Raw genomic sequence first — 15,174 nt, forward strand, 5'->3', positions numbered from 1 at the left:
TATTATCTATGTATTTAATTGGCTTAAAAATTTTTTCAGCTCTGATACATTAACGGATTTTTTTGTTTCACTTGTCAAAAGGCGGACATAATCTACTAAATCTTGTCCTTGCTGCTTATTTATATGAATTCCTTCCTTTTGCAAAAAATAAGCAATAGATGTAAAACCAGAATGCTTTCCTAAAATAAAATGATGGGTACGCCCCACTTCTTTCGGGTCAAAGGTTTGGTAAGTATCACTATGTTTAAGGAGTCCATCCACATGTATTCCTGATTCATGAGTAAAAACCTTTGATCCTATAATTGGTTTATCATCCGAAATCTCTCTACCAGATGCTTTGCTCACCACTTCTGCCATTCTATGAAATTGAGTAGTATCCACATTTAACTTTCCATTATAAAGATGACGCCATCCCATTGCCACCTCTTCAAAAGGAGCATTGCCTGCCCTTTCTCCTATTCCGCATATAGTGGTACTCGCCCACTTTGCCCCTGCAAAAAGACCTGAAAGAGTATTAGCAGTAGCCAAACCAAAATCATTATGGCAATGTATCTCTAATTCCATATCCGCTGGACATTCCTTAATTATTTTTTGAATATTTGCTTGTGCTGTTATTGGATTTAATACAGATACTGTATCTGCATAACGGAAACGTATTACACCCTCTTTATATAAAGTATTTATTAACTCTATTAAAAAAGAAAGACTGGCCCGTGAAGCATCTTCAAAACCAACGGAAACATGCAAATTAAATGATTTTGCATAAGCCACAGCATGTTGAATGAGCGAGGTTATTTCTTGCCTGTTTAATCGTAATTTGTGGTACATTTGGATATCAGAGGCTGGGATGGAAATATGAACCCAATTGATTCCAGCATGTCTAGAGGCATCTATATCTTGTTTTAATGCACGATTCCATGCGATTAATTGTATTGGCAAGTTCATATCAACAATGGAGTGGATTACTTCTTGCTCTCCTTTTCCCATTGCTGGTATTCCAACTTCTGCTTGCTCTACTCTTGCTTCTGCTAGTAATCTCGCAATCTTTCTCTTTTCATCCGCAGTAAACACAACACCCGCAGCCTGTTCCCCATCTCTTAATGTTGTATCACAAAATCGAATATACTCCACTTCTTGTCCCCCCTCTCATTAATGGATAATTATTAGAAACATACGGTAGAACAGCTAGAACAATCTGAAATGGCATTCATAATGAAAAGTCCCTCTTTATCATCCTGCACTGTATAAAAAATAGTCATCTCTTCTAAAAACTTATCAGATTCACTATCTACAAATATTTTCACCCCCTCTTGTTGGATGATTTTATCCGTAGGTGCTCCTTCCTTTTCCCAATAGACCTGTAAATCAACTCCCTCTTCTGCAGACATAGCAATAATTCGAAGTCCCATATCTCGTTTATCTTGCTTCTCCATAAGCTCCAAGATTTTTTTTGCTGCCTCTTCCGTTATTTGCATAATGGATCAGCTCCTTGTTTTTATTTGATCAAAAGCATAAAACGTTCCATTTTTTTGATAAAATGTTGGGAAAAATTTCTGTCTCATTGGAGTAGGCTTTACAAATTCGCGATATGCCCTAATTAGCAGAGCACGTTGTACATTCCAAACTTCCTTGTCCGTGGAATCGGCTTCAAGGTATCCCTTTTCTTGCAAATAAGTTCGAAATGTTTTAAGAATATGCATTCGAGACACATTTAGAATTTCAGGATGATATGGTACATGGAAAAAATCAAAAAAATCTTCAGCATCATATAATTCCTTTAATGGATTTTTCACTATTGCTCTTCCCCCCTTTTTGTAGAACAATGCTTACATGTGGGATTTCGTTTTAACGAAAACACATTAGAATGAAACCGCAAGGAATCAAACCGAAATAATTTATTGTAATATGGTTCCCCTATGCCAGTTACAATTTTTGCAACCTCAATTGCAGCCAAACAGCCTGCAATTCCTGATGTTGCACCTAATACTGGAAAACCTAGCGGCTCCCAGTTTTTATCTCTTTCAGGAAAAATACAAGCTAAGCATGCTGTTTCATTAGGTTTAATCGTTGTCAGTGAAATCTCAAATCCTGACATAGCCGACTCGACCATTGGCTTGCCTATATCTACACAAAGCTGGTTTAATGCATATCTTTCAGGAAAATCATAACGTGCATCCACTACAACATCTGCAGCTTCCACTAATGGATAAGATGATTGATAAGTAATTTTTCGTGGATATGCTTCAACTTCCACATTTGGATTAATGCGTTTTAAGCTCTCGATTGCACAAGGGATGCGTTCGGATCCAATTTTTTCGCTATCCATTAATATCTGTCGGTTAAGATCGGGCAGTACGATATTTCCTTCATGTGCGATGATTAGTTTTCCAATCCCTGCAGCAGCTAAATAAATAGCTGTCGTTCCTCCTAGGCCGCCAATTCCAGCAATAAAAACTGTTGCATTTTTTAATTTTTGCTGTCCTTCTTTTCCTAAAAGCTTCAATTGTCTGCTATAACGATAATAAACATCCGAATTTTCCTTTTGATGAAGTACTGTATTCATGCCCCGCTCCTCCCCATCTAATCTGATTATAATGTACGTGCTTTTTCTACCTTATTATTCATTGCTTTTGCCAGCCATAATGGTGGATTTGATTGAAGCATCATGATTAATCGATCTAATTGTTCTTGTATTAGCGTTCCTTCTTGTACTTTTACCGGCATAATTTTACTTCTTGTAACACGGGCTGCAGCAGTAGGACCAATTTGATTAATAAATAAAAGCGTACAATCAATAACTAAATTCAGCCTTTCTTCAATTCTGTCACTTTCATTATTATCTTCATTGTCATTTATCACCCTTGTTGCCAGCTTTTCGTATTTTTCTTTTGTAACTTCATAAACATCAAACGCTTCGCAATAGCCAAAATGCATATTTACATGTACCCCATCTTCTGTAGCAAATGCCACTTTAATCATCCTTGCCACTTCCTCTTCTATTTAATTAAATTTGCCATTTTTATTACTATTTCGGTTGTCCCTCTATATCCAACGCTAGTTAATAACGGGCTGCCAACTTGATGGAAAATTGGGAATCCCACTGGCATAAAGGGAATATTCAGTCTGCTTGCTCCTTGCTCTCCATGGGAATTGCTGATCCATAAACCAGCCCCTGGTGCCATTGTTTCTAAATCATCCAAGTCACCTATTATTATTTCTTCTTCCATCTCGGACAGCAAAGCGGTTGAAACGGTTGTAACTAAACCAGAGAACTCTACCCCTAGCTCCTTACAAATACTGATCATGGCGTAAAGATGATCCGGCTCCAAGGCTGCAACAATTTTTTTTCCCAAAAAATTAAAATGTGCGTCTAATAAACAATCCACTAAATTATCCCTTTCCCAGCGATAAAATGGAGAAACAGGTTTCCCACTAAGTGTTTGTATAAAAGAAAAAAATTCATCATTTGCTTCTAATCCAGATAAACTAGCAAATAGTCGATAAGGAATTCCAGCAGACTCTTCTAAAATCTGTGCAGCTTGCTCCATGCTTGCTCCTATTGCAATCGTAAATTCTGAAGAAATCATTTGCTTTAAATTATCCAATGTTACTCCTCCTTGAGATAAAGGAGAATACCCCTTAGAAAGAGTACCTGCAAGGGATGTTGATAAATCAGGGACTGTGATGACATGTAATCCAAAAGAAGCTAGAATCCTTTTTATTTCCATTACATCTCCAGGAGTTAAATGAGGACCTGGAATTAAATTTATTTGGTTTTTTATCTTTTTTAGGTGCTGGTTCCCTATTACATTCTTTATTACTTCCTTTACTACAGCTTCTACGGTTAACCGATATCCAGACTCTAATGATCCTTCAAAATCGGGCAAAGCAACCGGGAATACAAGGCAATTTGATGGGCCAAACTCTTTTAAATAGCTTTTTACGTTTCCGTTTATATCATCACCAGCAGTTTCTGTTAAACCTGTGCTTAAAACTCCTACAATTGATGGGTCGTGCTTTTCTATCACTACATCTAATGCTTCCACCATGCTCTGGTCAGCACCAAAAATAATATTCATTTCTTGTAATGCAGTTGTTTGAATAGAGATAGGCTCTCGATAATGCTGCGTCATTAGTGCTTTAATAAAAGCAGCGCATCCTTGTGAACCATGTACAATCGGGATTGCCCGGAAGAATCCTTGCAAAGCCAATACCCCACCTAAGGTTTGACTGACTTTTAAAGGGTTTATGGCTAATTTTTTTTCCTTTTTTAAAATAACCATAACTCTATAGCTCCTTCCATGGGGGCTGCATTTGAATCTTTTCCCAAATCGGATTTTCTAATGTATAAGCAAGCTGCTCTGCCAACCTTTTTAATCCAACATATCCCGCATAAGCATGATGTCTCTCTTGATTGATATCAATAAATGGAATATTTTCTTTTAACGCCACATACATATTTCGTCCACCAGCAATGATTATATCTGCCTTCTCTTTCCGAAATGTTTGCAATATTCTCTTTGCCCCACCTGACTCTATTAATTCCACGTTCTTTCCAACACGTTGTCTTATTCTAGCAATATCTTCACTTGTACTTTTATTAGTCCCCACGCCTACTACTTCAATCCCAAGCTCCTGCAATGCTGTAATAATAGACCAGCTTTTAACACCGCCTGTATAAAGAATGGCCCGTTTTCCACTTAATTTCTTCCTATAGTGGAGAAGCTCACTATCTAGTTTTTCTTCTTCCTCTTTTGTAAAATGATGAACACGATTAATGAGTTCTTTATCATTTAATAAAAAGGCAATTGTCTTTAATGAAAGTGTCGTTTCCTTCGCTCCATAGAAGGATCCTTCAAAAAAAGGAATTTCATAGTTCTCTTCCATTTTTCGCGCCATATTTATTAAAGCTCGGCTGCATACAACCATATTAACTTTGGCCCTATGCGCCCATCGAATTTCATTAAACCTTCCATCCCCTGTAATTCTTGATAAAATGTTGATGCCAACATGATCAAACAATACTTTAATATCCCACATCTCACCGGCAATATTATATTCTCCGATCAAATTAATATCCCATTTTGTCTCTACTGGCGGCAATCCAGTTCCAATGACATATTTCAGTAAAGCTTCTCCAGCTAATCTGTTTCCAAGATTTTTGCTGCCAATAAATCCAGGACTGTTAACTGGGATAACAGAAACCCCCAATTTTTCTGTTTCACTACGGCAAATAGCATCTAAATCTACTCCTATTAAAGCTGTGATACAAGTTGAATAGACAAAGACAGCAGGAGGATTAAATCTTTTTACAATCTCTTGAATAGACTCTCGTAATTGTTTTTCTCCGCCAAAAATAATATGCTGCTCATTCAAATCAGTTGTTAACCCATATTGATATAAGTGAGACCCCGAACTTAAACTTCCTCTTGCTTCCCAGCTGTTTCCCCCACAGGCAATCGGACCATGAACGAGATGAGCTGCATCTACAATCGGCAATAAAGTTATTTGCGCTCCGTCAAAAGAACAGCCTCCGGCAGCTTCCCCTGGCTTTGGTCTAGCGCATCCTTTATTACGATCTGTTTTTGAAGCATTGTGTTCACATGCAGGTTCTTGTAATGCATCCATCACATAATTTTTCACATCTCCACCACCTTCGTAAACTAATAGTCAGTGAGGAATTATTAATCCCCACTGACTACCTATTTTGTATCCTATCCCATGATACTGGCACCGAATACTTCTATTTATCTAACGGCATCGAAGCTATGATCTGGTGCTTCATCATCTAATTGCTGTAATAAAGTATTTACTATTAATGTTAATAAGTTTAATGTACCTTGATATCCAATAATCGGATAACGGTGCATATGATGACGGTCAAAAATCGGGAAGCCAACACGAACCAAAGGAATACCAGCGTCTTTTGCACAATATTTCATATGTGTGCTGCCAATCGCAAAATCAACTGGTTCTGTCAATAACAAGGAACGCATATGCCATAAATCTTTGCCAATATGAACTTTTCCTTCTATTCCATATGGACTTGTTTTTAGAAGCGCTTCTGCTTCTTCAACAAAATTCTTGTCTCCGTTTGTACAAACTATATGCACAGGCTCAATTCCTACTTCTAAACAGAAAGAAATTAATCCTAATAATAAATCCGGATCTCCAGCAATTGCCACTCGTTTTCCATGTAAATATGGATGCGAGTCTGTTAATGCATCTACTACACGGCCACGTTCGTCTTTCAGCTCTTGTGGAATATCCTTTCCAGTTACTTCTTTAATATTTTTTAGCAATAGATCTGTATTTTTAATACCAACCGGAGTAGACATCTCGATTGTATCTTGCTTCCACTTTTTACTAATATATTTCACTGTTTTTTTCGTGGAATATTTTTGCAAAAGCAGAGTAGCATTAGCATTAGGGGCTTGTGCCACATCTTCTAATTTTGTTCCGCCATAATAATAATTGTATTCTCCATTTGCAGGAGAATCTAAATTGCCGCTATGATCTCCTAGAATAGTATAATCAACATCCATTAATCCAAGAATTCTTTTTAATTCTGCAAAGTTTCCTGTATAGGTATCAAAACCAGCAATAATATTTAATTTGTCAGTTGGTACTTTATATGATAAATCCCCATTCTTTTCCGAAAGATACGATAATATAGAACGCATCATTGCATCATACCCAGTTAAATGTGATCCAACAAAACTTGGAGTATTTGCATATGGAACAGGAAAGTCCTGATCAATTGCTCCGTCAATACGAGCATTTTCAATAAAGGCACCTAAGTCATCTCCAATAACTTCTGCCATACAAGTCGTACTTACTGCTACCATTTTTGGTTTATATAATGAAGTACTATTTTCTAATCCTTCTATTAAATTTCTCATTCCTCCAAATACTGCTCCATCTTCCGTCATAGATGATGATACTGCAGGTACTGGTTCTTTAAAGTGACGAGCAAAATGACTGCGGAAATATGCTACACACCCTTGTGAACCATGTACAAATGGAAGTGTTCCTTCAAACCCTAATCCAGCCAGAACTGCTCCTAGCGGTTGGCATGCTTTAGCAGGATTTATCGTAGCTGCCTCCCGATTGAAGTTCTTCTCTTTATATTCCTCTGTTTTTAGAAAATCAATGGTTTCGTCAACCTCTTGTGCAGAACAAGCAACCTCAAAAACTTTTTTCCCTTCTGCTTGTTTTACATATTTTTCTGCTTGAAATAATGTATTATGGTCTTTAATCTCAATTTTTTTTGTCATCTTTTTCCCCCCTTTTCATCTTAAAATGGTGCCTTCATTAAGCCCCAAACCGGACTATTAATTGCTGTATCCATATCTTGTGCAAATACTTTGAAACCGTCAAAGCCATGATATGGTCCACTATAATCCCATGAATGCATCTGTCTAAACGGAACACCTAATTTATGGTATACATATTTTTCTTTAACACCTGCACCCATTAAATCAATATCCAATTTATCAGATAAAAATTCTACATCATATGCACCTGGATCATCATAAAGAATCGTACCTTCTTTTAACTCGGTAATAGTTTTTTCATAATCATCTTTATGAGCAAATTCATATCCAGTAGCGACAATTTTCATTCCAAGATCTTCATATGCGCCAATAGTGTGTCTAGCACGTAATCCTCCAATAATGAGCATTACTTTTTTCCCTTCTAAACGTGGACGGTACTTTTGGATAATTTCATCCATTTCTGCTTGATATGCTGCAATCACTCTTTCAGCATTAGCCTGTATTGTTTCATCAAAATGAGCTGCAATAGCACGTAAACTTTCAATTGTTTTCGTTGGACCAAAGAAATTATACTCCATCCAAGGAATACCATATTCTGCTTCCATTGTTTTTGCCATGTAGTTCATTGAACGGTAACAATGGATTAAATTCAATTTAGATTTATGTGTAATCCCCAATTCATTGATGGAACCATCCCCGGACCATTGAGCAATTACTCTTAAGCCAATTTCCTCTAATAAAATACGAGATGCCCATGCGTCTCCACCAATATTATAATCGCCAATTATTGCTACATCGTATGGTCCACATTCTTCAAGCTCACGAGTTCCCATAACATGGTCACGTATGGTATCATTAGCAATATGGTGACCTAAAGACTGGCTGACTCCCCGGAATCCTTCGCAACGAACCGGTATAACAGGAATGCCAAGTTCTTTGGTCATTTTTTTGCCAACAGCTTCAATATCATCCCCAATTAAACCTACTGGACACTCCGATTGAATGGAAATGCCTTTTGCTAATGGGAACATTTCTTTCACTTCTTTACATAATGCTTCTAGCTTTTTATCTCCACCGAAGACAATATCGCGTTCTTGAAAATCACTTGTCACTTGCATAGCAGTGAAATTATTGACGCCCAGCGTTCCATTCGCATAGTTTCGTCTAGTCCCCCAACTATATTGTCCGCACCCTACCGGACCATGGCTTATGTGAATCATATCTTTTATAGGTCCCCAAACAACCCCTTTTGACCCTGCATAAGCACAACCTCTAATAGTCATAACACCTGGACGTGATTTAATATTGGACTTAACGGAACATTTTCCATTTTCAATATTTTCTTCCTCTACTACTTGGAAATGTTTCTTTTTAAATTTTTTTGTTCTTTCTGGATAGACTTCTAGCAATTCCTCAATGATTTGCTGTTTATCAGTAATTTCTTTTGTACTCAATTCATATCACCTCCATGTTGGATAATATAATTTATTTAGCAGTTGCTTCTTTTTCTTCTAATTTTTTAATTTGAGTTTCGTCATCTTCTATAACACCAAACTCCATTAATAGTTCTTCTAACTCTTCCATTTCAATTGGAGTTGGAATAGTTAACATTTTATTTTCAAGAATCTTTTGAGCTAACATTTCATACTCTTTTGCTTGTGGATCTTCTGGTTTATATTGAGCAACAGTTTGTTTGCGTAATTCAGCATGTTGTACTACGTTATTTCTTGGTACATAGTGAATCATTTGTGTATTTAGTCGGCGCGCTAGCTCGGAAATAAGCTCTGCTTCTCGGTCTGTATTACGGCTGTTACAAATTAAGCCACCTAAACGCACTCCACCGCTATTTGCATATTTTAAAATTCCACGGGCAATATTGTTGGCGGCGTACATTGCCATCATTTCACCTGAACATACAATGTAGATTTCTTCTGCCTTTTTTTCACGAATCGGCATCGCAAATCCACCACAAACAACATCCCCTAATACATCATAAGAAACAAAATCTAAGCCTTCATATGCACCCTCTTCTTCAAGAAAGTTGATAGAAGTAATAATCCCACGACCAGCACAACCTACTCCCGGCTCAGGTCCACCTGATTCAACACATAAAATATCTCCATATCCTGTGTCTAATACATCCTCTAACTCTAAATCTTCGACTGTACCCATTTTAGCAGCTAGTTCTAATACGGTGCTTTGTGCTTTTGTATTTAAAATTAAACGTGTTGAATCTGCTTTCGGGTCACAACCTACAATCATGACTTTTTGACCGAATTTTGTAGCTAATTGAGCCAAAGTATTTTGAGATGTTGTTGATTTTCCAATTCCACCTTTACCATAAAAAGCTATTTGACGCATTTATTTTTCCCCCTCAAGTTTTTTCAATTTTTAGAATTTTTAACTGAAAATTGGTTCTGAACTATTCATATATCGGTAAAATTTACTGCTTTCATAAAGAAGTTCTTCAATATTACCAGACTTAACAAAAGGAACAATGCCTCTATCCAATAAATATTTTTTCGGTGTTTCACCGATTCCAGAGCTTAATAACATCTGGCAATCTTTTAATATTTCTGCTGTTTCTGCTAAAATAGGACCTTTATTCGTCCCACAGTTCACTTTTCCTATACAATAGGATTGAACCTTTCTTACACCTATAAAATTAATAGAATCATTTTGAACATCAAATATTAAAAACTCTTTTGCATGCCCAAAATGCAAGTTTACTCTTGCATTTCCACGAGTAGTGACTGCCATTCTTATTCCTGGAGAAGAAGTTGTGATTTCATTTCTTATTTTAGCTGCTTTTTCCTGTTTCTTTTTCTTGTTTTGCTTCACTTTCTTTTCAAGCTCATCCTGAAATTGCTTCCTAGCTTCTCCATCATAATGAACAGGAAGATCCATTATCTTTTCTTTCGAAAATTCTGCACTTCTATCTTCCCCCAGTAGACCGATAGCATCAGCACGGCATTGTCTGCAATGCTTCATCATTTTCAAGCTTCCTGAGCACTTTTCCTGAACTTGCTGTACTTCTTTAGCAGTTGGATTTCTGATGCCATTTTTTTCAAAAACAGTATCTGGAGTAACAATTAAAGGCATAATGTTATGAACAAAGGCACCTCTTTCCTTAATAGCCTTTGATATTTCTTCCACGTGATGGTCATTTACACCTGGTATCAAAACAGTATTAACCTTACATAAAATTCCACGTTCTGTTAATGCTTCTAGTCCTTTTAACTGGTTATTAATCAGAATCTCCGCTGCCTCTAACCCTTTATAACGTTTACCCTCATAAAATATCCACGAATAAACATGCTGCCCAATTAATGGATTTACCGCATTGATTGTAATCGTAACATGATCAATATTTAACTCATGTATGGTATCTACAAATTCCAATAGGCGTAATCCATTTGTACTTAAACATAATTTGAGATCAGGAGCTTGTTCTGCAACTCCACGAAAAGTATCAAACGTTTTTTGTGGATTTGCTAAAGGATCACCAGGTCCAGCAATACCAATAACGGAAGTTTGCTGTATTTCTCCTGCAACGACCAAAACCTTTTTTACTGCTTCTTCTGGCTTTAATACTTCGCTTACTACACCCGGTCTGCTTTCGTTTGCACAATCAAATTTACGGCTACAATAATTACATTGAATATTGCAGGCCGGCGCAACAGGCACATGCATACGTGCAAAATAGTGATGAGCATCCTCACTATAGCAAGGGTGACGGGCAATTCGATCTTCTAGGTCTTGATTAATCGTCTTCACACTCTCTCCCTCCCTGAAAATAAGGTTTTTTCTACTCACGAATGCATTTTCTTATCATTTTTCAACTATTTTTTGATCTAATCACACTCCTACTTTTTATATATTGCTAGGAGGTTTCCAACATGGCAGCATTACTAATGTCATTATTTGGAATTCTTAGTTGATACCTTGATAATATTTTTTGTGATTTTTTTATTCAATACAATTGTCAGATAATTTAACATACAATTTTTAAGAAAACGCTTTTAACCCCTCATTTTATTCAATAAATTGTAACAATTACTTCTTTTTTAGGTGAAAATACCTACAAAAAGACAAAAATCTCGAGTGTTTTACTCAAATAAAAAAAACCAATGTTGCAATCATCAAAAAATTAGATGCTTACAACATTGGATTATACATTTCTATAGACCAGCTTTTCCTCCATTAGCTTTTTGAAAATACTCTCTATCAATGATCATTCCTTGTTTTACATGCAATATTTGATTCCCCAATTTTTTTGCTTCTTCATAATCATGAGTAACCATGACAATTGGTATTTTCCACATATTATGCAATCTCAACAGCTCCATATAGCATTCGCTTTTTGTTTGTTGATCCAAGCTGGAGAATGGTTCGTCGAGCAAAAGAATTTTAGGTTGAGCTGCAAGCGCCCTTGCTAGTCCAACTCGTTGTTTCTCTCCGCCCGATATTTGATTGGGATATTTGTCCAGTAAGTGGTCAATTCCAATTACTTGAACAAGATGGTCCATCAATTCCTGGTTCTTCATAGCATAGCGAATATTTTTTTTGACTGTCATATGTGGAAACAAAGCAAAATCTTGAAATAAGTAGCCAATATTTCTTTTTTGTATTTTCAGAGGTTTTTCATTTGTTTTAAAAAATATAGAATCATTTAACTTAATGACTCCTTCATCAGGATGATCTAATCCAGCGATACAATTCAAAATGGTTGTTTTGCCTGAACCTGACTTGCCGAAAAGAATGATAATGCAATTATCTGCTGTTAATTCGATATCCATTGTGAAATGTGGAAGACGTTTTTTTATCTGCATAAAAAGCATCAGCTATTCTCCTTTCTTCTCACTTTTCACTTTTATACTTCAACATATTTTTTCTACTCCACCAGTTCAGCCAAATTATCGCACAAAAACCTAGTATTATGAGAATTACTACCCAATAATTTGCCATAGATGCATTTCCAGATTGAACAGCAAAATAGATGGTAAGTGGAATAGTGTCTGTTTTTCCTGGAATAAAACCAGCTATCATTAAGGTTGCTCCAAATTCTCCTAATGATCTAGCAAATGTTAATACTAATCCTGCAAGCAATCCCGGCCATGCAAGGGGAAAGGAAACTGTCCAAAACACTCTCCATTTTGATGCTCCCATCGTTAAAGCCGCATTTTCTAAGTTTTTTGAATAATTTTGGAAAGCTGCTGAAGCACTTTGATACATAAGCGGAAAGGAAACTACTATGGATGCAATCACAGCTCCAATCCATGTAAACACAATTTGAAAATTAAACCAGTCTAAAAGCAGCTTTCCAATCAGCCCGTTTTTGCCAAAGAAATAAAGAATGGCAAATCCAACAACTGTAGGTGGCAAAACCATTGGAAGCAGTATTACTGCTTCTAAAACACTTTTTCCAAAAAAATCCTTTTGCACTATACTCTTGGCTAAAATAATTCCTAGTATAAAAACGATGCAGGTTGCAATACTGGCAATTTTTAATGACAAAAATAGAGGTGTATAATTCATATGCTATTGCCCCCTGTATCTCACTCTATTTTCCAAATATCTGACTTTCAAACCAATTTTATTTAGATTTTTATTGTTTTTCAAATCCATATTTGCTTAAAATGCTCTGTGCTTCATCTGTTAATAAAAAGTCTACAAATTCTGCTGCTTCCTTTGGATTTTTTGAATCGCTTGTAACTGCAGCCGGATAAATAATAGGCTTATGCCATGAAGAATCTGCTTCTGCCAAGACTTTTACTTTATCAGATAAAGCAGCATCACTGGAGTAAACAAAACCTATATCAGTATTTCCAGATTCCACATATGTTAAGGTTTGTACAACATCACTTCCAAAAACAAAGTGACTTTCCAAGTCTTTCCATTTGTTGATTTTTTCTAGCGATTCTTTTGTATAAGTTCCCGCCGGCACACTTTTTGGATCACCGATTGCAACTTGTCCAATTTTACTTGCATTTAAATCATTAAATGACTTAATATCAATTTTGCTGTCCTTCCCAGTGATTAAAACAATTTTATTTCCTGAAAAGTCTTTTCTTGTATCTGTACGAATAAGCTTGCTGTCAGACAATGTATTCATCCATTTTTGGTCTGCTGATAGAAAAATGTCTGCAGGAGCACCTTGTTGAATTTGCTGAGCTAAATTCCCAGAGCTTCCAAAATTATTAGTAAATTTTACATTTGAATGTGTTTTTTGAAATGTTTTTTGTAAATCTCCCATTGCATCTGTTAAACTAGCAGCAGCAGAAATATTTAATTCAACTGTTTTTGGGGCGGATTCTTTTTTTTGTTCTTTCGATGTTTGTTTTTCATTTGCCCCGCATGCAGCTAATACAACTAAAATAAAACTAAATAAAAAAGCCATTATTACATTTCTTCTCATTTCTTTCCCCCCTTAAATCATATTAATTATAATTAAATATAACTAAACATAATAATTATTTAATCAAAATCGATAACAAATATAATTAGTTATACTTAAATATAATTAGTTAAGGCGATTATAAATGTGATTGGGAAGATAGTAAATGGTAAAATGAAAAAAAATTCAAAAAACTTTTTTGGGGGATTAATGAATGAATCATAATGAATCCTTTACAACTGAAGAGATTGCCGATATTTTAAAGGTGTCCAAATTAACCGTTTATGACCTGATAAAAAAAGGGAAAATCAAAGCTTATCGAGTAGGCAGACAGATGCGGGTAGATGCTGCAGACTTGGAAACTTTCAAAAAAAATGCAAAAGAAACTCTTATAGATCCTCTAGAAAATGATCAAGCTGCTGCAGCTCAAACGACTACTAATGCAGCGCCTGCTTTTTATGATCCTTTTGCCAATTACCGTTCGATCATAATCAGCGGTCAAGATAGTTCCCTGGATATATTGGCAAAACATTTTGAAGCAAAAGGAAAAGCTTACAGGCCGCTTCGCTCCTATATTGGCAGCCTAAATGGACTATTAGCTATGTATAAAGGATTAGCAGATATAGTAAGCACCCACCTATTTGATGGAGATACAAATACGTATAATATTCCCTATATAAAAAAACTGCTTGTCAGCCATTCCTTTATTGTTATCCGCTATATCAACAGACAAGCAGGTTTTTATATTGAAAGTGGAAATCCCAAAAATATTAAAGGGTGGAACGATTTAAAGCGGCATGACATAAAGATTTTAAATAGAGAAATCGGTTCTGGTGCGCGAATATTGCTGGATGAGCAATTAAGACTGCATCAAATAAAGAAAAAGGACGTAATTGGCTATAATCAAGAATGCATGAGTCATTATAGCGTGGCAGCAGGCATCAGCCAAGGAAAAGCTGACATTGGGATAGGAATTGAAAAAACATCCTACACAGCTGGAGTTGATTTTATTCCACTTATAACTGAAAACTATGATTTAGTTATTCTGAAATCAGAAAAAAATAAAGAACTCATTCAGATGATAAAAGAAATAATAGAATCAGAGGAACTAAAAAGTGAATTAAAAGCTGTTGGATACGATGTAGAAGAAACAGGTAAAATCGTTTTTGAACAATAAATAAAGTAAACTTCCATTAGTGGGGGTTTTTCCTCATCCCCCACTGATGGTTAGTTGCACTTATCGGATCTTTACGGGCAGTTATCCCCCACCTAGCTTCCTCGATTTCTCGGCATCCCCGAGGTGGGGGTCTTACTGCCCGTTAAGAGTGGGATAAACAAAAGCTGACTCCTATTTTATGGCTGTTGGCTTTTTTTGTTCAATTTTTTGCCACTTATCGACCCAATTTCAAAAAAATGTTATTTCAACCATGGAAAGTTACGATATTTGTCACAGCTATAAATTGCTTTATCTATTAGAATAAAAATCATGAACAGTTTTTT

Annotated in this window: 15 protein-coding genes; 1 reads left to right on the top strand and 14 read right to left on the bottom strand. The window is 36.0% G+C overall.

Annotated elements, in window-relative coordinates; all coding sequences use genetic code 11:
* Positions 1–6: 6 nt before the first annotated feature.
* From nifV to modA, 14 genes are all read right to left on the bottom strand, one after another.
* A complete protein-coding gene (gene nifV / locus ACTYBU_RS14190) occupies positions 7–1,131 on the bottom strand; it encodes a homocitrate synthase (RefSeq protein ID WP_445490735.1) in 1,125 nt (374 codons plus the stop codon).
* A gap of 32 nt (positions 1,132–1,163) precedes the next feature.
* On the bottom strand, positions 1,164–1,475 hold the full coding sequence (locus ACTYBU_RS14195; protein WP_445490736.1) for a HesB/IscA family protein: 312 nt from the start codon (positions 1,473–1,475) through the stop codon (positions 1,164–1,166).
* A gap of 6 nt (positions 1,476–1,481) precedes the next feature.
* Positions 1,482–1,793, bottom strand: coding sequence for a nitrogenase-stabilizing/protective protein NifW (locus ACTYBU_RS14200; RefSeq protein ID WP_445490738.1), 312 nt, complete (start codon positions 1,791–1,793; stop codon positions 1,482–1,484).
* Positions 1,793–2,563: a HesA/MoeB/ThiF family protein gene (locus ACTYBU_RS14205; RefSeq protein ID WP_445490739.1), complete on the bottom strand. Its 771-nt coding sequence runs from the start codon at positions 2,561–2,563 to the stop codon at positions 1,793–1,795. The genes ACTYBU_RS14200 and ACTYBU_RS14205 overlap by 1 nt, the downstream gene beginning before the upstream one ends.
* A gap of 26 nt (positions 2,564–2,589) precedes the next feature.
* Positions 2,590–2,979 carry a nitrogen fixation protein NifX gene (gene nifX / locus ACTYBU_RS14210; RefSeq protein WP_445490741.1) on the bottom strand — a complete coding sequence of 130 codons (390 nt, stop codon included), beginning with the start codon at positions 2,977–2,979 and terminating at the stop codon, positions 2,590–2,592.
* Between the two features lie 17 nt (positions 2,980–2,996).
* Positions 2,997–4,283 carry a nitrogenase iron-molybdenum cofactor biosynthesis protein NifN gene (gene nifN, locus ACTYBU_RS14215; protein WP_445490742.1) on the bottom strand — a complete coding sequence of 429 codons (1,287 nt, stop codon included), beginning with the start codon at positions 4,281–4,283 and terminating at the stop codon, positions 2,997–2,999.
* Between the two features lie 4 nt (positions 4,284–4,287).
* Positions 4,288–5,643 (bottom strand): nitrogenase iron-molybdenum cofactor biosynthesis protein NifE, encoded by a 1,356-nt coding sequence (gene nifE, locus ACTYBU_RS14220; RefSeq protein WP_445490743.1) that lies wholly within the window; start codon positions 5,641–5,643, stop codon positions 4,288–4,290.
* Between the two features lie 104 nt (positions 5,644–5,747).
* Positions 5,748–7,277 (bottom strand): nitrogenase molybdenum-iron protein subunit beta, encoded by a 1,530-nt coding sequence (nifK, locus tag ACTYBU_RS14225; protein WP_445490745.1) that lies wholly within the window; start codon positions 7,275–7,277, stop codon positions 5,748–5,750.
* A gap of 20 nt (positions 7,278–7,297) precedes the next feature.
* Positions 7,298–8,731 carry a nitrogenase molybdenum-iron protein alpha chain gene (gene nifD, locus ACTYBU_RS14230; protein WP_445490747.1) on the bottom strand — a complete coding sequence of 478 codons (1,434 nt, stop codon included), beginning with the start codon at positions 8,729–8,731 and terminating at the stop codon, positions 7,298–7,300.
* A 31-nt stretch (positions 8,732–8,762) separates the two neighbouring features.
* The gene (nifH, locus tag ACTYBU_RS14235; protein WP_445490749.1) at positions 8,763–9,638 is read right to left on the bottom strand and encodes a nitrogenase iron protein; all 876 of its coding nucleotides are present in this window, start codon (positions 9,636–9,638) and stop codon (positions 8,763–8,765) included.
* Positions 9,639–9,677: 39 nt separating this feature from the next.
* Positions 9,678–11,054: a nitrogenase cofactor biosynthesis protein NifB gene (gene nifB / locus ACTYBU_RS14240; RefSeq protein ID WP_445490750.1), complete on the bottom strand. Its 1,377-nt coding sequence runs from the start codon at positions 11,052–11,054 to the stop codon at positions 9,678–9,680.
* Positions 11,055–11,458: 404 nt separating this feature from the next.
* A complete protein-coding gene (locus ACTYBU_RS14245; RefSeq protein ID WP_445490751.1) occupies positions 11,459–12,118 on the bottom strand; it encodes an ATP-binding cassette domain-containing protein in 660 nt (219 codons plus the stop codon).
* Positions 12,119–12,137: 19 nt separating this feature from the next.
* Positions 12,138–12,815 carry a molybdate ABC transporter permease subunit gene (gene modB, locus ACTYBU_RS14250; RefSeq protein ID WP_445490753.1) on the bottom strand — a complete coding sequence of 226 codons (678 nt, stop codon included), beginning with the start codon at positions 12,813–12,815 and terminating at the stop codon, positions 12,138–12,140.
* Between the two features lie 70 nt (positions 12,816–12,885).
* A complete protein-coding gene (gene modA, locus ACTYBU_RS14255; RefSeq protein ID WP_445490755.1) occupies positions 12,886–13,695 on the bottom strand; it encodes a molybdate ABC transporter substrate-binding protein in 810 nt (269 codons plus the stop codon).
* A gap of 193 nt (positions 13,696–13,888) precedes the next feature.
* Here modA and ACTYBU_RS14260 point away from each other — a divergent pair, with 193 nt between their 5' ends.
* On the top strand, positions 13,889–14,851 hold the full coding sequence (locus ACTYBU_RS14260) for a substrate-binding domain-containing protein (RefSeq protein ID WP_445490756.1): 963 nt from the start codon (positions 13,889–13,891) through the stop codon (positions 14,849–14,851).
* Positions 14,852–15,174: the final 323 nt, after the last annotated feature.

The sequence above is a fragment of the Niallia sp. 03133 genome (genome assembly GCF_052663225.1).